At 73.9% G+C, this 20087-nt stretch carries 19 protein-coding genes; 16 read left to right on the forward strand and 3 right to left on the reverse strand.

The genetic code is table 11. From position 1 onward, the window contains the following. The first annotated feature begins 273 nt into the window (after positions 1–273). The 13 genes from pdxS (at position 274) to CBZ_RS01150 (ending at position 13782) form a co-directional block, all read left to right on the forward strand. Complete coding sequence (gene pdxS, locus CBZ_RS01090) at positions 274–1206, forward strand: pyridoxal 5'-phosphate synthase lyase subunit PdxS (protein ID WP_130779776.1); 933 nt, start codon at positions 274–276, stop codon at positions 1204–1206. Then, positions 1203–1856, forward strand: coding sequence for an NUDIX hydrolase (locus CBZ_RS01095; protein ID WP_130779777.1), 654 nt, complete (start codon positions 1203–1205; stop codon positions 1854–1856). The genes pdxS and CBZ_RS01095 overlap by 4 nt, the downstream gene beginning before the upstream one ends. Before the next feature lie 93 nt (positions 1857–1949). Then, complete coding sequence (locus CBZ_RS01100) at positions 1950–3185, forward strand: pyridoxal phosphate-dependent aminotransferase (protein WP_130779778.1); 1236 nt, start codon at positions 1950–1952, stop codon at positions 3183–3185. 11 nt (positions 3186–3196) lie between these two features. After that, positions 3197–3802 carry a pyridoxal 5'-phosphate synthase glutaminase subunit PdxT gene (gene pdxT / locus CBZ_RS01105; RefSeq protein WP_130779779.1) on the forward strand — a complete coding sequence of 202 codons (606 nt, stop codon included), beginning with the start codon at positions 3197–3199 and terminating at the stop codon, positions 3800–3802. Between the two features lie 9 nt (positions 3803–3811). Beyond that, on the forward strand, positions 3812–4567 hold the full coding sequence (locus tag CBZ_RS01110) for a YebC/PmpR family DNA-binding transcriptional regulator (RefSeq protein WP_130779780.1): 756 nt from the start codon (positions 3812–3814) through the stop codon (positions 4565–4567). A 54-nt stretch (positions 4568–4621) separates the two neighbouring features. After that, positions 4622–5188: a crossover junction endodeoxyribonuclease RuvC gene (gene ruvC, locus CBZ_RS01115; protein ID WP_130779781.1), complete on the forward strand. Its 567-nt coding sequence runs from the start codon at positions 4622–4624 to the stop codon at positions 5186–5188. 82 nt (positions 5189–5270) lie between these two features. Next, on the forward strand, positions 5271–5888 hold the full coding sequence (ruvA, locus tag CBZ_RS01120; protein ID WP_130779782.1) for a Holliday junction branch migration protein RuvA: 618 nt from the start codon (positions 5271–5273) through the stop codon (positions 5886–5888). Continuing rightward, on the forward strand, positions 5881–6942 hold the full coding sequence (gene ruvB / locus CBZ_RS01125) for a Holliday junction branch migration DNA helicase RuvB (protein WP_130779783.1): 1062 nt from the start codon (positions 5881–5883) through the stop codon (positions 6940–6942). The genes ruvA and ruvB overlap by 8 nt, the downstream gene beginning before the upstream one ends. 183 nt (positions 6943–7125) lie before the next feature. Beyond that, on the forward strand, positions 7126–7548 hold the full coding sequence (yajC, locus tag CBZ_RS01130) for a preprotein translocase subunit YajC (RefSeq protein ID WP_130779784.1): 423 nt from the start codon (positions 7126–7128) through the stop codon (positions 7546–7548). An 82-nt stretch (positions 7549–7630) separates the two neighbouring features. Then, positions 7631–9589 (forward strand): protein translocase subunit SecD, encoded by a 1959-nt coding sequence (secD, locus tag CBZ_RS01135; protein ID WP_130779785.1) that lies wholly within the window; start codon positions 7631–7633, stop codon positions 9587–9589. Further along, positions 9589–10674, forward strand: a complete 1086-nt coding sequence (secF, locus tag CBZ_RS01140) for a protein translocase subunit SecF (protein WP_130779786.1) — start codon at positions 9589–9591, stop codon at positions 10672–10674. The genes secD and secF overlap by 1 nt, the downstream gene beginning before the upstream one ends. After that, on the forward strand, positions 10671–11261 hold the full coding sequence (locus CBZ_RS01145) for an adenine phosphoribosyltransferase (RefSeq protein WP_130779787.1): 591 nt from the start codon (positions 10671–10673) through the stop codon (positions 11259–11261). Before secF ends, CBZ_RS01145 begins: the two co-directional genes overlap by 4 nt. A 184-nt stretch (positions 11262–11445) precedes the next feature. Then, positions 11446–13782 (forward strand): RelA/SpoT family protein, encoded by a 2337-nt coding sequence (locus tag CBZ_RS01150; protein ID WP_130779788.1) that lies wholly within the window; start codon positions 11446–11448, stop codon positions 13780–13782. On the opposite strand, the gene CBZ_RS01155 is transcribed toward CBZ_RS01150, so the two are convergent. The 3 genes from CBZ_RS01155 to CBZ_RS01165 form a co-directional block, all read right to left on the reverse strand. Further along, positions 13769–14434: a hypothetical protein gene (locus tag CBZ_RS01155; protein ID WP_130779789.1), complete on the reverse strand. Its 666-nt coding sequence runs from the start codon at positions 14432–14434 to the stop codon at positions 13769–13771. The genes CBZ_RS01150 and CBZ_RS01155 overlap by 14 nt on opposite strands. 120 nt (positions 14435–14554) lie before the next feature. After that, positions 14555–16336, reverse strand: a complete 1782-nt coding sequence (locus CBZ_RS01160; protein WP_130779790.1) for a DUF349 domain-containing protein — start codon at positions 16334–16336, stop codon at positions 14555–14557. Then, entirely contained in the window at positions 16333–17109 is a 777-nt protein-coding gene (locus CBZ_RS01165) for a peptidylprolyl isomerase (RefSeq protein ID WP_130779791.1), read from the reverse strand. The genes CBZ_RS01160 and CBZ_RS01165 overlap by 4 nt, the downstream gene beginning before the upstream one ends. 151 nt (positions 17110–17260) lie before the next feature. On the opposite strand from CBZ_RS01165, the gene CBZ_RS01170 reads away from it, so the two are divergent. The 3 genes from CBZ_RS01170 to CBZ_RS01180 all read left to right on the forward strand — a co-directional run. Next, on the forward strand, positions 17261–17998 hold the full coding sequence (locus CBZ_RS01170) for an MBL fold metallo-hydrolase (RefSeq protein WP_130779792.1): 738 nt from the start codon (positions 17261–17263) through the stop codon (positions 17996–17998). Between the two features lie 52 nt (positions 17999–18050). Then, a complete protein-coding gene (gene hisS / locus CBZ_RS01175; RefSeq protein ID WP_130779793.1) occupies positions 18051–19415 on the forward strand; it encodes a histidine--tRNA ligase in 1365 nt (454 codons plus the stop codon). A 72-nt stretch (positions 19416–19487) separates the two neighbouring features. Next, positions 19488–20087, forward strand: a 600-nt coding sequence (locus CBZ_RS01180) for a radical SAM protein (RefSeq protein ID WP_130779794.1), incomplete at its 3' end; no start/stop codon positions are given.

The following is a 20087-nucleotide window of genomic DNA, read 5'->3' on the forward strand; positions in this document are numbered from 1 at the left end:
CTCGCGGGCCACGCACCGGCGCCGCGCACGCTCGAGCTGGACGACGAGTGGCCTGCCGCCCTCGGCCGGCCGGGCGCGCGCGCCGGCGAGGGGCGGCCCGCCGGCGACGGCCCCGGCCGCGCCTGACCCGCGTCCTCACCCGTCCCGGCCCAGCCCTGGCCCAGCCCTGAGACGGGCTGAGACGGGCGCCGGGACGCCGTGCCCGACGGACTACGATGACCGGACGGGCGCCTCGCCCACCTCCACACCCGCACCACATCTGTGAGGCTCGACGTGACCAGCGAGAACAGCCAGCCGACCACCACGACGCACGAGCCGGCCGCCGGCGCCGTCGGGACGGCCCGCGTGAAGCGCGGCATGGCGGAGATGCTCAAGGGCGGCGTCATCATGGACGTCGTCACGCCCGAGCAGGCGAAGATCGCCGAGGACGCCGGCGCCGTCGCCGTCATGGCGCTCGAGCGCGTGCCCGCGGACATCCGCGCCCAGGGTGGCGTGGCCCGCATGAGCGACCCCGACCTCATCGACGGCATCATCTCGACCGTCTCCATCCCCGTCATGGCGAAGGCGCGCATCGGCCACTTCGTCGAGGCGCAGGTGCTGCAGTCGCTCGGCGTCGACTACGTCGACGAGTCCGAGGTGCTCACGCCCGCGGACTTCGCGCACCACATCGACAAGTGGGCGTTCACCGTGCCGTTCGTCTGCGGTGCGACCAACCTGGGCGAGGCGCTGCGCCGCATCACCGAGGGCGCCGCGATGATCCGCTCGAAGGGCGAGGCCGGCACGGGCGACGTCTCGAACGCGACGACCCACATGCGCACGCTGCGCGACGAGATCCGCCGCCTCACCTCGCTGCCCGAGGACGAGCTGTACCTGGCCGCCAAGGAGCTGCAGGCGCCGTACGACCTCGTCAAGGAGGTCGCGACCGCGGGCAAGCTGCCCGTCGTGCTGTTCACCGCCGGCGGCATCGCGACCCCGGCCGACGCCGCGATGATGATGCAGCTCGGTGCCGAGGGCGTGTTCGTCGGCTCCGGCATCTTCAAGTCGGGCAACCCCGCGGAGCGCGCGGCCGCGATCGTCAAGGCCACGACGTTCTACGACGACCCGGACGTCATCGCCAAGGTCTCGCGCGGCCTGGGCGAGGCCATGGTCGGCATCAACGTCGACGACGTGCCGGTGCCGCACCGCCTCGCCGAGCGGGGCTGGTGACCCAGGAGCACAGCGGTCCCGGGGCCGCGGGCGACGTCGAGTCGTCCGCGGCCCTCGGCCTGCCGGCGTCCGACCTGCCGGCCCGCGGGCACGCGGACGGCGGGGGACCGGTGCACGGGCTCGGGCCCGAGTGGCGGCCGGGCCCGGACGGGCTGCTGTTCCGCCGTGCGGCCCGCGTGATCCTGCTCGACGAGCACGACCGTGTGCTGCTGATGCGCGGGCACGACGTCGACCAGCCCGAGCGGAGCTGGTGGTTCACCGTCGGCGGTGGCATCGACGACGGTGAGGACGCCGCCGCGGCGGCCCTGCGCGAGGTCCGCGAGGAGACGGGCATCGTCCTGGACCCTGCAGCCCTCGAGGGGCCCGTGCTCACGCGGTCCGCGATCTTCGACTTCTTCGCACAGCACTGCCGCCAGGACGAGGAGCTGTTCCTCGCGCGCGTGCACTCGTCGCAGGTCGGCGAGCTGAGCCGGGACGGCTGGACCGAGCTCGAGGCCGGGGTGCTCGACGAGCTGCGCTGGTGGCCGCTCGACGAGCTCGCGGTCGTCGACATCGAGGTCTTCCCGGTGGGCCTGGCCGCGCTCGTGCGCGACCTGGCGTCGGGCTGGGACGGCACGGTGCGGCACCTCGGTCTGGCCCGCGAGACCTGACGGTCGACGGCACACCGCCGACCGGGCGCTGGACCGAGCCGCGGCACCGACCCGGCCGTACTGATGAGTAACGTCGGTGTGTACCGTCGGGGGATGCCCACCCTCGCCCCGACCTCCCCGGCGCTGCACATCCCTCGCAGCGGCATCCGACTGCTCATGGAGCTCGCGCACCGCGACCCGGCTGCGCTGCACCTCGAGATCGGTGAGCCCGACACGGCCCCCGCGGCGCACGTCGTCGACGCCGCCGCCCGCGCCGCCCACGACGGCCTCGCCGGATACACCGCGAGCACCGGCCTCGCGGACCTGCGCGCCGTCGCCGCCGAGCGCGTCGCCCGCGTGTCCGGCCGCGCCACGGCCCCCGACGACGTCGTCGTCACGCACGGCGCGATGCACGGCCTCACCATGACGATGGCCGCGCTGCTCGGGCCCGGCGACGAGATCCTGCTGCCCGACCCGATGTTCCCGAACTGGGCGATGGCCGCCGTGTCCGTGGGGGCTGTCGTGCGCACCTACCGCACCGCGGCGGAGGCCGGTTACGTGCCGGACGTCGCCGAGGTCGAGGCGTCGATCGGGCCGCGCACGCGCGCGATCGTCGTGTGCTCCCCGAACAACCCCACGGGCGCGGTCTACCCGGCCGACGTCGTCGCGGGCCTCGTCGACGTCGCGCGCCGCCACGACCTGTGGGTCCTGTCCGACGAGTGCTACGAGGCCGTGACGTTCGGCGCCCCCCACGTCAGCCCCGCCGCGTTCGACACCGACGGCCGGGTCGTCGTGCAGCACAGCCTGTCGAAGACGTACGCGATGACCGGCTGGCGCATCGGGTACCTCGCGACGCCCCGCCACGAGCTCGTCGAGACGCTCGGGCACCTCGCGGAGGCGACGATCGCGTGCCCGTCGGCCGTCGGTCAGCACGCCGCGCTCGCCGCGCTGACCGGGCCGCAGGACCACGTCGCCGCCGCGGTGGCGTCGTACCGTGCGCGCCGCGACGAGGCCGTCGCGCTGCTCGACGCCGCGGGCCTCGGCTACGTCCGGCCCGAGGGGGCGTTCTACCTCATGGTCGACGTCGGCCAGGACGACACCGACGCGTTCGCGCTGCGCCTGCTCGCCGAGCGGCAGGTGGCCGTCGCGCCGGGCTCGACGTTCGGCACGGCCGCCCACGGACAGGTCCGCGTCAGCCTCGCCGCCGCGCCCGACGCCCTGCGCGCGGGCCTCGCGCGGCTCGTCGACGCCGTCACCGCCGGCGAGCCCGGCCAGGCCGTCACCGCCGGCGAGCCCGGCCAGACGACCGGGGACCGGGCGCGCACGGGACGGCTCGTCGAGGCGAACTAGGATCGCCGACCGTGACCGTGACCGTCGGAGTCCTCGCCCTGCAAGGAGACGTGCGCGAGCACGTGCACGCCCTGTCGACCGAGGGGGCGACGGCCGTGCCCGTGCGCCGCGTCGCCGAGCTCGACGCCGTCGACGCGCTCGTCATCCCCGGCGGGGAGTCGACGACGATCGACAAGCTGCTGCGCGCGTTCGACCTGTTCGAGCCCGTGCAGCGGCGGCTGCGCGACGGCATGCCGGCGTACGGGTCGTGCGCGGGCATGATCCTGCTCGCCGACCGGGTGCTCGGCGGGATCGAGGGGCAGCGCACGCTCGGCGGCGTCGACGTCACCGTGCGCCGCAACGCGTTCGGCCGTCAGGTCGACTCGTTCGAGACCGACCTGTCGATCGAGGGGGTCGAGGACGGCCCGCTGCACGCCGTGTTCATCCGCGCGCCGTGGGTCGAGGAGGTCGGCCCGGCCGCGAGCGTCGTCGGACGCGTCGAGTCGGGTCCGGCCGCCGGTAGGATCGTCGCGGTCCGCCAGGGTCCGCTGCTCGTGACGTCCTTCCATCCGGAGGTCACGGGGGACACCCGGGTGCACCGTCTGTTCGTCGAGATCGTCCGCGAGAGCCAGGGGTAGGCAGAGCCGATGTCGGGTCATTCCAAGTGGGCCACCACCAAGCACAAGAAGGCCGTCGTCGACGCGAAGCGCGGCAAGCTCTTCGCGAAGCTGGTCAAGAACATCGAGGTGGCCGCCCGCACGGGCGGTGGTGACCCCGCGGGCAACCCGACGCTGTTCGACGCCATCCAGAAGGCGAAGAAGTCGTCGGTCCCGAACGACAACATCGACCGCGCGCTCAAGCGCGGCTCCGGTCAGGAGGCCGGCGGCGCCGACTACCAGACGATCATGTACGAGGGCTACGGCCCCGGCGGCGTCGCGGTCCTGGTCGAGTGCCTCACGGACAACCGCAACCGTGCGGCGTCCGACGTGCGCGTCGCGTTCACCCGCAACGGCGGGCAGATGGCCGACCCCGGCTCGGTGTCCTACATCTTCAGCCGCAAGGGCGTCGTCATCGTCCCCAAGGAGGGCACCGACGAGGACGCCGTCATGGAGGCCGTGCTCGAGGCGGGCGGCGAGGAGGTCAACGACCTCGGCGAGTCGTTCGAGGTGCTGAGCGAGGCGACCGACCTGGTGCCGGTCCGCACGTCGCTGCAGGACGCCGGCATCGAGTACGACTCGGCCGACGTCGTCTTCTGGCCGTCGACGCAGATCGAGGTCGACGCCGACGGCGCCCGCAAGATCCTGCGCCTCATCGACGCGCTCGAGGACTCGGACGACGTGCAGAACGTCTTCGCGAACTTCGACGCGTCCGACGAGGTCATGGCGGAGCTCGAGGACGACTGACGACAGGCGCGCGGCCTCCCGGGGATCGACCCGGGCGGCTGCGACCATACGAGCGTGCGCGTCCTCGGAGTCGACCCCGGCCTGACCCGGTGCGGTCTCGGCGTGGTCGACGGCCTGCCCGTCCGCCGTTCGCGGCTCGTGGCGGTCGGGGTGGCCCGGTCCCCGGTCGACGGTGAGGTCGACCAGCGCCTGCTGACGATCGAGCGCGTCATCGAGGAGTGGCTCGAGGAGCACGCTCCTGACGCCGTGGCGGTCGAGCGGGTGTTCGCCCAGCACAACGTCCGGACCGTCATGGGCACCGCGCAGGTCGCGGGGATCGCGATGGTCGCGGCGGCCCGCCGCCGCATCCCGGTCGCGCTGCACACGCCGAGCGAGGTCAAGGCCGCGGTCACCGGGTACGGCCGGGCGGAGAAGGCCCAGGTCCAGACGATGGTCGCGCGCATCCTCGACCTCGACGAGCTGCCCCGGCCCGCCGACGCCGCGGACGCGCTCGCGCTCGCGATCTGCCACCTGTGGCGGCCCGCCGGCGCCCTCGGCGCACCGCAGCGCGCACCCGGCTCGATGACCGCCGCGCAGAGCGCGTGGGCCGCGGCCGAGCAGGCGGCCCGCCGCCGCGGCTGACGCGCGTGTCCGTCGTACAGGTGTTCGGCTCGGTGTGCGAGAGTAGCCGCGTGACGGACGGGACGACGGAAGAGGGTCGACGGTGATCGCGTCGGTGCGGGGGACGGTCCAGGCGGTGCGCCTCGACGCTGCCGTGGTCGAGGTCGGCGGCGTCGGCATGCTCGTGCAGGCGACGCCCGCGACGCTCGCCGGGCTGCGCGTCGGGTCGGAGGCCCTGCTCGCGACGTCGCTCGTCGTGCGCGAGGACTCCCTGACGCTGTTCGGGTTCGCGGACGCCGACGAGCGGGAGGTCTTCGAGGTCGTGCAGACCGTGTCGGGCGTCGGCCCGCGCCTGGCCCTGGCGATGCTCGCGGTGCACACGCCCGACGGCCTGCGCCGGGCGGTCGCGGGGGAGGACCTCGCGGCGCTCATGCGCGTGCCCGGGATCGGGCGCAAGGGCGCGCAGCGGATCGTCCTGGAGCTCGGCGACCGGCTGGGCGCGCCCGCGCCGACGTCGGGAGCGTCCCCGGTGGCCGCCGCAGCCGTCGACGACCGTCGGGACCAGGTCGTCGAGGCCCTCGTCGGGCTCGGCTGGACGGCCAAGTCCGCGGGCGACGCCGTCGCGTCCGTCCTGGAGGACACGCCCGGCCCGGTCGCCGCCGACGAGGTCGCCGGGGTGCTGCGCGCGGCCCTGCGCACGCTCGGCGGTGGGCATGGCTGACGCGCCCGACGACGAGCTCACGACCGAGCGGCTGCCCGCCGAGTCGCTCGTGCACAGCGGCGCCGACGACCTCGAGCGTGCCGCCGAGGCCGCGCTGCGACCCCGCTCGCTCGACGAGTTCGTGGGGCAGCGGGTCGTGCGCGACCAGCTCTCGCTCGTGCTGCAAGCCGCACGCCGGCGCGGCCGCGCACCGGACCACGTGCTGCTGTCGGGCCCGCCCGGCCTCGGCAAGACGACCCTCGCGATGATCATCGCCGCCGAGCTCGGCACGTCGCTGCGCGTGACGAGCGGCCCGGCGATCCAGCACGCGGGCGACCTGGCCGCCGTGCTGTCCTCGCTCGAGGAGGGCGAGGTGCTGTTCCTCGACGAGATCCACCGGCTCGCGCGGCCCGCCGAGGAGCTGCTCTACGTCGCGATGGAGGACTTCCGCGTCGACGTCGTCGTGGGCAAGGGCGCGGGTGCGAGCGCGATCCCGCTCGCCCTGCCGCCGTTCACCGTGGTCGGCGCGACGACCCGCGCGGGACTCCTGCCCGCGCCGCTGCGCGACCGGTTCGGCTTCACCGGCCACCTCGACTTCTACGAGACCCACGAGCTCGAGCGCGTCCTGCTGCGCTCCGCCGGGCTGCTCGGTGCTCCGCTCGACGCCGCCGCAGCGGCCGAGATCGCGTCGCGGTCGCGGGGCACGCCCCGCATCGCGAACCGCCTGCTGCGCCGGGTGCGCGACTGGGCGGAGGTGCGGGGCGACGGCACGCTGAGCCTCGCCGCCGCGCAGTCGGCCCTCGAGGTCTACGAGGTCGACGAGCTCGGGCTCGACCGGCTGGACCGGGCGGTCCTCACCGCGCTGTGCACACGGTTCGGGGGAGGACCGGTCGGGCTCACGACGCTCGCGGTCGCCGTCGGCGAGGAGCCCGAGACGGTCGAGACGGTCGCCGAGCCCTTCCTCGTCCGCGAGGGGCTGATCGGCCGCACACCCCGGGGACGTGTCGCGCTGCCCGGGGCGTGGGAGCACCTCGGTCTGACCCCGGCCGCGGGCCCAGGGACCCTGTTCGGCTAGGCGCCCGGCTGCGGACGAGGTCAGGGCGACCCGGGTGGCGTCCGGTCGTCGCCGACCGGCCGGCCGGTGCCGGCACGCCCGTCGCCCGATCCGGGAACCCCTCCCGGCCTCCGGACGTTGGAGCGGCGAGCCGCTGCGCCTAGACTGCGGCGGACACATCACTCGATCGGAGCCGTACCAGTCGTGGACCCCACCTTTCTCGTCATCCTCGCCCTCGCCTTCGGCGCGTTCTGGCTCATGTCGAGCCGCACCCGCAAGCAGCAGAAGGCGGCCCAGGAGTTCCGGAACAACCTGGCCCCCGGCGACGAGATCATGACCGGCTCCGGCCTGTTCGGCACCGTGGTCGAGGTCGACGGCGACGTCATCACCGTCGAGTCCACGCCCGGCTCGCAGACGCGCTGGATCCGCGCCGCGATCGCCAAGCGCATCGACCCGCCGGTGGAGGAGACCCCCGCCGACGAGGACGACGACGACACCCCCGACGACGCCACGACCGATGCCGACCGCATCGCCCGGGCGAACGACGAGGTCATCGACGTCCCGGACGACCTGTCCTCGCTCCCGCCCGTCCTGCGCAAGAAGGACGACGAGCCGGACACCAAGTAACCGCACGGCCCGGGTGACGACGCCCGGGCCTGGACCCCACCGGTCACCTGGGTGACCGGTGCGCGCACGAGAGAAGACTCCGTTGGCCCCTCCAACCCGCCGTCACCGGCCGGCCCGCACGCTCCTGTGGCTCGGGCTGCTGATCGTGGCGCTGTTCGGCACGCTCTTCGCCGGCACCCAGAACTCCACCGCGACGTGGACGCCGAACCTGGCGCTCGACCTCGAGGGCGGCACGCAGATCATCCTGCGGCCGGTCGCCGAGGACACGGGTGACATCACCTCGGAGACCATCTCCCAGGCGATCCAGGTCATCCGGCAGCGGGTCGACTCCTCGGGTGTCGCCGAGGCCGAGATCACCAGCCAGGGCAGCAACAACATCGTGGTCGCGCTCCCGGGCACGCCGAGCGAGGAGACGCTCGAGCTGGTCCGGACGTCGGCGCAGATGGAGTTCCGCCCCGTCCTGGTGGCGGGGGCGCCGACCCCCGTCGGCGACGGCGCGGCGGCCCCCGAGCCCACCGCGACGGCCCAGGCCACCGAGGGCGTGGACGACACCGCGACGGACGGTGCCGCGGCTGACGAGGCCGCCACGGAGGAGACGGCGCCCGACGCCGCCGCGGCGCCGGAGCCGACGCCCAGTGCGTCGGCGCCCGCGTCCGACACGCCCACGAAGGCGGCGCCGGACAGCCCGAGCGACGCGGCGTACTACATCACGCCCGCGGTCCAGGCGCAGTTCGACGCCCTCGACTGCACCGACCCTGTGAACCAGACCGGTGGTGCGCCCGGCGACCCCGAGAAGGCCTTCGTCACGTGCGACCCCGACGGCACGACGAAGTACATCCTCGGACCGGTCGAGATCGAGGGCCAGGAGATCTCCAGCGCGAACGCCGGCCTGCGCCAGACGTCCTCGGGTGCCTTCACGGGTGAGCGCGTCGTCAACCTCGAGTTCACCTCGAAGGGCACCGACCAGTTCACCGCGGTCACCACGCGACTGCAGGGCCTGTCGGAGCCGCAGAACCGCTTCGCGGTCGTCCTCGACGGCCTCGTCATCTCGGCGCCCGGTCTCGACCCCGGCACGATCATCTCCAACGGCAAGGCGGAGATCTCGGGCGACTTCACGCAGGAGTCGTCGATCACGCTCGCCAACCAGCTGAACTTCGGCTCGCTGCCCCTGTCGTTCACGGTGCAGAGCGAGGAGCAGATCTCCGCGACGCTCGGCTCCGAGCAGCTCGAGAAGGGCCTCATCGCGGGCCTCATCGGACTGGTGCTGGTCGTCATCTACTCGATGTTCCAGTACCGCGCGCTCGGCCTGCTCACGGTCGCCTCGCTCGTCGTCGCCGCGGTCATCACGTACGGCGTCATCACGCTGCTGTCGTGGACACAGGGGTACCGGCTGTCGCTGCCCGGCGTCGCCGGCCTCATCGTCGCCATCGGCATCACCGCGGACTCGTTCATCGTGTACTTCGAGCGCATCCGCGACGAGCTGCGCGAGGGTCGCACCCTGCAGCAGGCCGTGGAGCGCGGCTGGGAGCGGGCACGCCGCACGATCCTGGCGTCGGACGCCGTGAACTTCATCGCGGCCGTCGTGCTCTACGTGCTCGCCGTCGGCGGCGTCCGGGGCTTCGCCTTCACCCTCGGCCTGACGACCCTCATCGACGTCGTCGTCGTGTTCCTCTTCACGCACCCGATGATGTCGATCATCGCCCGCACCAAGTTCTTCGGCGGCGGTCACCCGCTGTCCGGGCTCGACCCGCACCGCCTCGGTGTGGACGTGCCCCGGTACGCGGGCCGTGGGCGCGTCGTCAGCCCCAGCACCACGGAGAAGTCCGCCAAGGCGGACGCCGAGCGTGTGCCCGTGGGCGTCGGCAGCGGCACGGGGTCGAGCGCCCCCGCCGCGTCCGGCACGACGATCGCCGAGCGCCGCGCCGCCGCGCGCGCCGCCCGCGAGGCCGACGCACCGCCGCCCGAGCCGTCAGGTCCGGCAGCGGACACGTCGACGTCGTCCGAGCCCGGCACCGGGCGCACCGAGGGGAACGAGCACTGATGGCCGTCGGATTCGCCCAGTGGGGCAACGACCTCTACACGGGCCGTCGGTCGTACGACATCGTCGGACGCCGTCGCCTCTGGTTCACGATCTCCGCGATCCTCGTCGCGATCTCCGCGGTGCTGCTCGTCAAGCCGGGCCTCAACCCGGGCATCGAGTTCCGGGGCGGCTCGCAGTTCGTCGTCTCCGGTGTGTCCGACCTCGACCAGCAGCTCGCGATCGACACCGTCCTGGAGCACGCCCCCGAGGAGTCGCCCAAGGTGACGACCGTCGGGTCGGAGAGCCTGCGGATCCAGACTGCGGAGCTGACGAACGACGAGGTCGAGGAGATGCAGGGCGCCCTCGCCGACGCGTTCTCCGTGCCCGAGGAGCAGGTCACGACGTCGTTCATCGGCCCGTCGTGGGGCGCCGACATCTCGCGCAAGGCGATCACCGGCATCCTCGTCTTCCTGCTGTTCGTGACGATCGTCATGACGATCTACTTCCGCAACTGGCGGATGGCGGTCGCCGCGCTCGTCGCGCTGTTCCACGACCTCATCATCACGGCGGGCGTGTACGCGGGCGTCGGCTGGGAGGTCACCCCGGCGACCGTGATCGGCTTCCTGACGATCCTCGGGTACTCGATCTACGACACGGTCGTGGTCTTCGACAAGGTCCGGGAGAACACCGCTGACACGCTCGACCAGTCGCGGTTCACGTACGCCGAACGGGCGAACCTCGCCGTCAACCAGACGCTGGTCCGGTCGATCAACACGTCCGTCGTGGCCCTGCTGCCCGTCGCGTCGATCCTCTTCGTCGGCGCGTTCGTGCTGGGTGCCGGGACGCTGCGCGACATCGCGCTCGCGCTGTTCGTCGGCATGCTCGTCGGCACGTTCTCGTCGATCTTCCTCGCGACGCCCGTCGAGGTGTGGCTGCGCGAGCGGGAGCCCGCGCTGCGCGACCACACCGCGAAGGTGCTCGCCGCGCGCGCCGCGGCCGGTGCCGGTGAGGGCGTCCCCGCGCTCGTCGGGACCGTCCACGCGACCGGCCAGCTGCGCCCCGGGTCGCACCAGGGCGTCGCCGCTCAGCCGAAGCGACGTCGATGACGGGCCTCCCCGCCGCCGGCGGCGCAGCCGTGGGAGCGCCCTCGGGCGCTCCCACGGGTCGCGCCGACGTCCTGGCGCGCATCGACGAGCTCGTGCGGCTCGTGCCCGACTACCCGCAGCCCGGCGTGCTGTTCCGCGACATCACGCCGCTCCTGGCCGACGGACCGGCGTTCGCCGGCGTCGTCGAGGCCATGGCGGCGGCCGCACCCGAGGGCGTCGACCTCGTCGCGGGCATGGAGGCGCGTGGGTTCCTGCTCGCCGCCCCCGTCTCGGTGGCCCTCGGTGCGGGCCTGCTCCCGGTGCGCAAGGCCGGGAAGCTGCCGGGCCCCACCGCCGTCGAGCACTACGAGCTCGAGTACGGGCACGCGTCCGTCGAGATCCACCCGTTCACGGTGCCGGAGGGCGCCCGCGTCCTGGTGATCGACGACGTGCTCGCGACGGGCGGGACCGCGGCGGCCACCGTCGCGCTGCTCGAGCGGTGCGGTGCCGAGGTCGTGGGGCTGTCCTTCCTCGTCGAGCTCGAGGGTCTCGACGGCCGGGCGCGTCTCGGTGGGCTGCCGGTCGACGTGCTCGTCCGGGTGCCCTGACCCTGCCCCGCAGGTCAGCCGGGACGGGACACCGACGGTCGTCGGCGTCCGCCCCCTGTCGGTCCGAGCAGCGGTGCCGACGTAGACTGCTGCGATCCGGTCCCCGCGGGTCGGACGTCCCGCCGGTGAGCGCCGCGACGTCCCGGCGTCAGGGGACGACGACTGCGGCGGCGGGAGGGGCGCGATGAGCGACGACGTGCGCGCACCCGAGGCGTCCGCCCAGGATGTCGGTACCGACGCCAACGCGTCGGCGTCGAGCCGCGTCCGGTCCCGGCTCGTCCGGTTCGGCCAGCGGTCCGGTCCCGCGTTCCCCGCCCTCGAGCCCGTCCTCCAGGCGGCGCGGACCAACCACCCGAAGGCCGACCTCGCGGTCGTCGAGCAGGCGTACGTCGTCGCCGAGAAGGCGCACCGCGGGCAGCTGCGCAAGAGCGGCGACCCGTACATCACGCACCCCGTCGCGGTCGCGACGATCCTCGCCGAGCTCGGCATGACGCCGTCGACGCTCGCGGCCGCGCTGCTGCACGACACCGTCGAGGACACCGAGTACTCGCTCGACCAGCTGCGGCGCGAGTTCGGGCCCGAGGTCGCGATGCTCGTCGACGGCGTCACCAAGCTCGACAAGGTGACGTACGGCGACGCCGCGCAGGCCGAGACCGTGCGCAAGATGGTCGTCGCGATGTCCCGCGACATCCGCGTCCTCGTCATCAAGCTCGCCGACCGCCTGCACAACGCCCGGACCTGGAAGTTCGTCGCGTCGGCGTCAGCGGAGAAGAAGGCCCGCGAGACCCTCGAGATCTACGCGCCGCTCGCGCACCGCCTCGGCATGAACACGATCAAGTGGGAGCTCGAGGACCTGTCGTTCGCGACGCTGTACCCCAAGCTCTACGACGAGATCGTGCACCTCGTCGCCGAGCGTGCCCCGGCACGCGAGGAGTACCTCGCGGTCGTGCGGGAGCAGGTCGGCGCGGACCTGCGCACCGCGAAGATCAAGGCGACCGTCACGGGCCGTCCGAAGCACTACTACTCGATCTACCAGAAGATGATCGTGCGCGGCCGCGACTTCGCCGACATCTACGACCTGGTGGGCGTGCGCGTCCTGGTCGACACGGTGCGCGACTGCTACGCGGCGCTCGGCGCCCTGCACGCGCGGTGGAACCCGGTCCCCGGCCGGTTCAAGGACTACATCGCAATGCCCAAGTTCAACCTCTACCAGTCGCTGCACACGACCGTGATCGGTCCGGGCGGCAAGCCCGTCGAGATCCAGATCCGGACGCACGACATGCATCGGCGCGCGGAGTACGGCGTCGCGGCGCACTGGAAGTACAAGGAGATCGCGAAGAACGCCGCGGGCTCCCAGGGCACCGACCCCGCCGGCAACGACATGGTGTGGCTGCGCCAGCTCGTCGACTGGCAGAAGGAGACGGCCGACCCGTCGGAGTTCCTCGACTCGCTGCGGTTCGAGATCGCCGGGTCCGAGGTCTACGTCTTCACGCCCAAGGGCGACGTCATCGGGCTGCCGTCCGGGTCGACGCCCGTCGACTTCGCGTACGCGGTGCACACCGAGGTCGGCCACCGGACCATGGGTGCGCGCGTCAACGGTCGGCTGGTGCCGCTCGACTCGGCGCTCGAGAACGGCGACGTGGTCGACGTCTTCACGTCGAAGTCGGAGACGGCGGGCCCGTCGCGCGACTGGCTCGGGTTCGTCAAGAGCCCGCGCGCCCGCAACAAGATCCGCCAGTGGTTCTCCAAGGAGCGCCGCGAGGAGGCGATCGAGCACGGCAAGGACGCGATCGCGAAGGCGATGCGCAAGCAGAACCTGCCGATCCAGCGTCTGCTGTCGCACGAGTCGCTCGTCGCGCTCGCCAATGAGATGCGCTACCAGGACGTCTCGGCGCTGTACGCGGCGATCGGCGAGGGGCAGGTCTCCGCCGCGACCGTCGTCCAGCGGCTCGTCCACTCGCTCGGCGGCGAGCCCGCGGCCGAGGAGGACCTCGCCGAGGCCGCCCGCCCCGGCCCGACCGCGCGTCGCGTGCGGACCGGCGACCCGGGCGTCGTCGTCAAGGGCGTCGACGACGTCTGGGTCAAGCTCGCGAAGTGCTGCACGCCCGTCCCCGGTGACGACATCGTCGGGTTCGTCACGCGCGGTGCGGGCGTCAGCGTGCACCGCAGCGACTGCCTGAACGTCGACGCGCTGCGGTCGCAGCCCGAGCGCATGGTCGACGTGAAGTGGACCCACTCGAGCTCGTCGATGTTCCTCGTGCAGATCCAGGTGGAGGCGCTGGACCGCAGCCGCCTGCTGTCGGACGTGACGCGGGTGCTGTCCGACCACCACGTCAACATCCTCTCGGCGTCCGTCTCGACGTCGCGCGACCGGGTTGCCCTCTCGCGGTTCGTGTTCGAGATGGCCGAGCCGTCGCACCTCGCGTCGGTGCTGGCGGCGGTCCGCAAGGTCGAGGGCGTGTTCGACGTCTACCGCATCACCGGTGCCAAGGCTGCCGAGGAGCCCGTCATCCGCGCGTGAGCGAGGCGCTGCGGGTGGCGGGATCGCGCGACGTCGCTGGGTCGCGCACCGTCGCAGGATCGCGCTCGATCGCCGGGTCGCGCGCGATCGCAGGGTCGAGCCCCTCCAGGACCGCTCGCGCCCGGCGCACGCCCCGCCCGCCCGGCAGGCGGTCGAGCCGCCGCAGCGCCGCGTGCGGGTCGAACCCGGCGCCCAGGAGCTCGACGAGGATCCGCGAGGCATCCGCGCCGGGCACGAAGCGGGCGACGTCGGTGCCCGTGCGGCAGACCGTGGTCACGCGCAGCGGGCCGACGAACTCGACGTCGTCCGCCACGAGCGCCTGCTCGGCGGCCGACCGGCGGTCGGTGGACACCGCGCGGCGTCCCGGCCGCACGAGGACGTCGACCTTGTCCGGCGGAGGGCCGCCCGCGTGCACCCAGGCGGCGCTGCGCCGTCCGACGACCGCCTCCGGAGGCACGTCGTCCGCCAGCGCGGCGCTGCGCAGCGCGGGGGAGACGTCGAGGTCGGCGGCCACCGCGACGTCGGTCCACAGCGGGCGCAGGACGCCGTCGCGCAGCAGCGCGAACCAGGCGGCCGTGCCGACGTCGCGGCGCCGGACGATCAGCGGGACCGCGGGCCGGCGGGGAAGGTAGGCGTCGAGGACGGAGGTCACGCTGCCCAGACTGGCCCCGACCGGGCCTCCGTGGGTGGCACCGCACGGACCTGTGGACGACGACGCCCACCCGTCCGCAACAGGACGGGTGGGCGTCGGGTGGTCCTGAGACCGGGTGCGTCAGCCCCGGGCGTCCTCGGCGGCGCGCTGCACCTGCTCCAGCCACGCCCGGCGGGCGTCGAGCGCGGCCTGCGCGTCCGCGATCCGGCGGGCGTCGCCCGCGGCCTTCGCGCGGTCGAGGTCCGCCTCGAGCCCCGCGATCGCCTGCTCGAGCTGCGCCGCGGCACCCTCGGCGCGGGCGCGCGTCTCCGGGTTGGTGCGACGCCACTGCGCCTGCTCGGCGTCGCGGATGGCCGACTCGACGGCCCGCAGGCGGCCCTCGACGCGCTGGATGTCGTTGCGCGGCACCTTGCCCGCGGCCTCCCAGCGGTCCTGGACCGACCGGATCGCCGACTTCGCCGCGGCGAGGTCACGGATCGGGAGGATCGCCTCCGCCTCGACGAGCAGCGCCTCCTTGACCTCGAGGTTCGCGCGGAACTCCGTGTCGGTCGCCGCGGCCTGTGCGTCACGGGCCGCGAAGAACGTGTCCTGCGCCGCGCGGAACCGGGCCCACAGGGCGTCGTCGTCGGCACGGCTCGCGCGTCCTGCTGCCTTCCAGCGCGCCATGAGGTCGCGGAACGCGCCCGCGGTCGGCCCCCACTCGGTGCTCGACTGGAGCTTCTCCGCCTCGGCGACGAGCGCCTCCTTGGTGGCCTTCGCCCCGGCGTTGCGGGACTCCAGCTCGGCGAAGAAGTGCCGGCGCTCACGGTCGAACGTGGTCCGGGCGTGGCTGAACCGCTTCCAGAGCGACTCCTCGGTGGGGCGGTCCAGGCGCGGACCGGAGCGCTGCGCGTCCTTCCACTGCTCGAGGAGCGTGCGCAGCTGCTCGCCGGCGGGACGCCACTGGATCCGGGACGGGTCGGTCGCCGCGATCTTCTCGGCCTGCTCGACGATCGCCGTGCGCGACACGAGCGCCGCCTCGCGGGCGGCCGCACGCTCGGCCTCCGCCGCGGCGCGCCGCTCGGCGGCCACCCCGCGCAGGTCCTCGAGCCGCGCGCGCAGCGCGTCGAGGTCGCCGACGGCCGCGGGCTCGCGCAGCTCGTCGGTCAGGCGCGTCAGCGTCTGGTCGATCTCCTTGACGGACAGGTCCGTCGCCGACAGGCGCGCCTCGAAGAGCGTCACCTTGGCCTGCAGGTCGAGGAACCGGCGGACGTACAGCGCCAGCGCCTCCTCGCTCGTCGCGCCCGGGAACTGCCCGACGACGCGCTCGCCCGCGGCCTCGCGGACGGTGACCGTGCCCTCGTCGTCGACCGAGCCGAACGTCGCGGCGTGCACGGCCTCGGCGCTGTCGTCCGGGGCGGCGACCGGCGCGGGGGTCGTCGGCGAGGCGGCGACCGGGTGTGCCGGCGGGTGCGGCACGGGTCGGGGCCGGGGCGCGGGACGGACCGAGGCGGGGCTCGGGCGCGGTGCGGACGCGGTGGCCGCAGCGGGCTCATCGGCGTCCGCGCTCTCGTCGGCGACGTCCGCGTCGGGCGTGACCGTCGCCGCCTCGGCGGGCTCCTCGGCGGGCTCGCTCGGCGCGTCGTCGCTGACGTCGGCCGACGCAGGTTCGTTCGCGACGGCCTCGGACGCCTCCTCGACGACGGGCTCCTCGACGACGGGCTCCTCGACGACGGGCTCGTCGTCGACCGCACCGGCGGGTGCGGCGGCGTCGCCGTCGGTGGAGACGTCAGCGGTGCCGTCGGGGGTGCTCGGGGCGTCCTCGACGACCGGCGTCGTCTCAGGTGCGTCGGCGGCGGCCTCGGGCGGGGGAGTGGTCGCGGGCTCGTCCGGCGTGGACGGCGAAGCGGGGGTCTCGGTCACTGGGTCTCCACTCCCTCGATGATGACGTCGTCCACCGGGGTCTGCGTACCCTCCACGGTGCCCGCGTCAGCGATGGCCTGCACGACGTCCAACCCGGACGTGATGCGGCCGAACACGGTGTAACCACCCGCCGAGTCCGACGGGATCTGCGAATCCTCGTACACGAGGAAGAACTGGCTGCCCATGGAGCTGGCGTCGTTGCCGACGCGCGCCATGGCGATGGTGCCCGCGGGGTACACGTCGTCCGCGGGCGCGTTCTCGACAGGGCCCCACGAGTAGCCGGGGCCGCCCTGGCCGGTGGCCGTCGGGTCGCCGCACTGCAGCACGTAGATGCCCGACGTGACGAGGCGGTGGCAGCCGGTGCCGTCGAAGTACCCCTCGCGGGCGAGGGTCACGAAGTTCGCGACGGCCTGGGGCGCGGCGGCGCCGTCGAGCTCGACCTCGACGGGTCCCTGCGCGAGCTGGATGGTGCCGGTCCAGGTGCGGTCCTCCGCGGCGGCGGGGTCGGGGACGACGCCCCCGTTGCCGGTGCGGGCGGCCGCGTCGGGCGCGGCGGTGTCCACGGGCGTGGTGGGCTCGGCGGCCGGCGGGGTGTCGTCGGAGGTGAGCACGACGGCGGCCGCGATGCCGATGACCAGGACGAGCGCTCCGACGACGGTGCCGGCGATGATCCGCTGACGGTGGTGGCGTGCGCGGGACCGGACCTGGCGCTGCTGCCACTCCTCGTACCGGCGGCGCTCGTACTCACGCTCACGCTCGCGCTTGCTGGACACGCACTCTCCTCGCGTCGTCGGTGAGGTGGGGCAGGCTCTCGACCTGCCGCACCGCACGAAGGGACCCCGGACAGTCTAGGCAGCCCGCGCGCCTGTCGAGCCATCGACCACGCGCTGACCTCCTGGTGACGACCGCGGCTACCGTGCAGGGATGCAGCTCCTGACGCTCGAGGCCCCCGTGTTCGCCGCCCGGTGCACGGTCGTGGTGGCCGACGACGGCGCGTGCGTCGTGGTCGACCCGGGTGCCGGGACGGCGGCCGCCGTGCTCGACGCGGTGCGCGAGCGGGGGCTGCGGCCGCTCGCCGTGCACCTCACCCACGGGCACGCCGACCACACGTGGGACGCGGCGGCCGTCGCCGACGGGCTCGACGTCCCGGTGCGGGTGCACGCCGCGGACGAGTACCGCCTGCACGACCCGTTCGGCACGCTCGGCCCGCTGGGCGGGGCGTCGCACGACCCGTCGGGTCCGCTCGCGCAGGCGCTGGCCGCGGCCGGGGTCGACGTGGGCGCGTACCGGCGTCCGACGCGCGTCGAGACGTTCGGCGCCCCCGGCGCCGAGGGCGCGGCCCGCAGCGCCGACGTGACGTGGGAGGTCGGCGAGGTGACGGTCGTGGGGCGGCACGCTCCCGGGCACACCGAGGGGTCGACGCTGTACCTGCTCGACGCGGGCGACGACCGTCCCGTCGCGCTGACGGGCGACGTGCTGTTCGCGGGCACGATCGGCCGGACCGACCTGCCGGGCGGCGACGGCGCGACGATGGCGACGACGCTGCGCGAGCTCGTGTCCCGCCTGGACCCGCGCACCGTGGTCGTCCCGGGCCACGGCCCGACGAGCGACGTCGCCTCCGAGCTCCGGTCCAACCCGTACCTGACCGCACCGGACCGCTGACGCGCGGAATGCGGTCGGGCGCGGCTGCCGTCGTCTGGAAGACTGCGGGCCCATGGCGCGACCCACACCTCTGTCCGGATTCCCCGAGTGGCTGCCCGACGGGCGCATCGTCGAGCAGCACGTGCTCGACGTGCTGCGCCGGACGTTCGAGCTGCACGGGTTCGCGGGCATCGAGACGCGCGCCGTGGAGCCGCTCGACCAGCTGCTGCGCAAGGGGGAGACCTCCAAGGAGGTGTACGTCCTGTCGCGGCTGCAGGAGGACCCGGACAGCCCGGACCGGGGCGGCCGGCTCGGTCTGCACTTCGACCTGACGGTGCCGTTCGCGCGGTACGTGCTGGAGAACGCGGGCCACCTCGCGTTCCCGTTCCGCCGCTACCAGATCCAGAAGGTCTGGCGGGGCGAGCGTCCCCAGGACGGCCGGTTCCGCGAGTTCGTGCAGGCGGACGTCGACGTCGTCGCCGCGGGGGACCTGCCGTACCACTTCGAGGTCGAGCTGCCGCTCGTCATGGCGGAGGCACTCGGCACGCTGCGCGAGGTCGGGCTGCCGCCCGTGCGCATCCTGGTGAACAACCGCAAGGTCGCCGAGGGGTTCTACCGCGGGCTGGGCCTGACCGACGTCGAGGGCGTGCTGCGCGGCATCGACAAGCTCGACAAGATCGGCGGCCCTGCCGTCGCGGCGCTGCTGATCGAGGAGACCGGCGCGACTCCCGAGCAGGCGCAGGCGTGCCTCGACCTCGCGGCTGTCTCCGGCGCGGACGAGTCCGTCGTGGACGCCGTGCGCGAGGTCGCCGCGCGGAACGGAGCCGACCACCCGCTGCTCGAGGAGGGCCTCGCGGAGCTCGGGGCGCTCGTGCGGGCCGCGGCGCTGCGCGCGCCGGGCGTCGTCGTCGCTGACCTGAAGATCGCCCGCGGCCTCGACTACTACACGGGCTCCGTGTACGAGACGGTCCTCGTCGGCCACGAGCAGCTCGGGTCGATCTGCTCGGGCGGCCGGTACGACACGCTCGCGTCGGACGGCTCGACGACCTACCCGGGCGTCGGCCTGTCGATCGGCGTGTCCCGCCTGGTCTCGCGGCTGCTCGGCGCCGGCCTGGTCCGTGCGACCCGGTCCGTGCCGTCGGCGGTCCTCGTGGCGGTCACCAGCGAGGACGACCGGCCGCGGTCGGAGTCCGTCGCCGCCGCGCTGCGGGCCCGGGGGATCCCCGTCGAGGTCGCGCCGTCCGCCGCCAAGTTCGGCAAGCAGATCCGGCACGCCGACCGCCGGGGCATCCCGTTCGTGTGGTTCCTGTCCGACGGCGGCGAGGAGGCCGACCAGGTCAAGGACATCCGCTCGGGCGAGCAGGTCCCGGCCGACGCCGCGACGTGGGCGCCGCCGCACGAGGACCTCTGGCCTCGGGTGGTTCCTGCCGGCTCCTGAGCCCGTCCCGCCCGCCGCCGCACCCCGGCCGTCCCGCTTGACACGTCATCGAACAGGTGTTCGACTCGACGGGTGCGGTGGGACGGTCAGAAGGTGGCGGCGGCGGGCGGAGAGGCCCTGCCCGGCCTCGCCCTCGCGAACCTCGTCCGGTCGGTCCGCACCCCCGACTTCGCCGGCGTCACGTTCCACGAGGTCCTGTGCCGCAGCGCCCTGAACAAGGTGCCCGCCGCGTCCCAGATGCCGTTCCGGTGGACCGTCAACCCGATCCGCGGCTGCCTGCACGCCTGCACCTACTGCTTCGCCCGACCCACCCACGAGTACCTCGACCTCGACGCCGCCCGCGACTTCGAGACGCAGCTCGTCGTCAAGACCAACGTCGTCGACGTGCTCCGCGCCGAGCTCGCCCGCCCGTCGTGGCGGCGCGAGCACGTCGCGATGGGCACCAACAGCGACCCCTACCAGCGCGCCGAGGGTCGGTACGGGTTCATGCCCGGCATCGTCGACGCCCTCGTCGCGCACGGCACCCCGCTGTCCGTCCTCACCAAGGGCACGCTCCTGCGCCGCGACCTGCCCCTGCTCGCCGACGCCGCCCGCGAGGTCCGCGTCGGCATCGGGATCTCCCTCGCCGTCCTCGACGACGAGCTGCACGCCGAGCTCGAGCCCGGCACCCCC

The organism is Cellulomonas biazotea (genome assembly GCF_004306155.1).
In the GTDB taxonomy this organism is placed as follows: domain Bacteria; phylum Actinomycetota; class Actinomycetes; order Actinomycetales; family Cellulomonadaceae; genus Cellulomonas; species Cellulomonas biazotea.

What these genes read in the sequence shown, in the direction of transcription:
- CBZ_RS01100 (WP_130779778.1), top strand. Translation starts at nt 1,950, where the DNA reads ATGCCCACCCTCGCCCCGACCTCCCCGGCGCTGCACATCCCTCGCAGC.
- CBZ_RS01110 (WP_130779780.1), top strand. Translation starts at nt 3,812, where the DNA reads ATGTCGGGTCATTCCAAGTGGGCCACCACCAAGCACAAGAAGGCCGTC.
- ruvB (WP_130779783.1), top strand. Translation starts at nt 5,881, where the DNA reads ATGGCTGACGCGCCCGACGACGAGCTCACGACCGAGCGGCTGCCCGCC.
- secF (WP_130779786.1), top strand. Translation starts at nt 9,589, where the DNA reads ATGGCCGTCGGATTCGCCCAGTGGGGCAACGACCTCTACACGGGCCGT.
- CBZ_RS01145 (WP_130779787.1), top strand. Translation starts at nt 10,671, where the DNA reads ATGACGGGCCTCCCCGCCGCCGGCGGCGCAGCCGTGGGAGCGCCCTCG.
- CBZ_RS01150 (WP_130779788.1), top strand. Translation starts at nt 11,446, where the DNA reads ATGAGCGACGACGTGCGCGCACCCGAGGCGTCCGCCCAGGATGTCGGT.
- CBZ_RS01170 (WP_130779792.1), top strand. Translation starts at nt 17,261, where the DNA reads ATGCAGCTCCTGACGCTCGAGGCCCCCGTGTTCGCCGCCCGGTGCACG.
- hisS (WP_130779793.1), top strand. Translation starts at nt 18,051, where the DNA reads ATGGCGCGACCCACACCTCTGTCCGGATTCCCCGAGTGGCTGCCCGAC.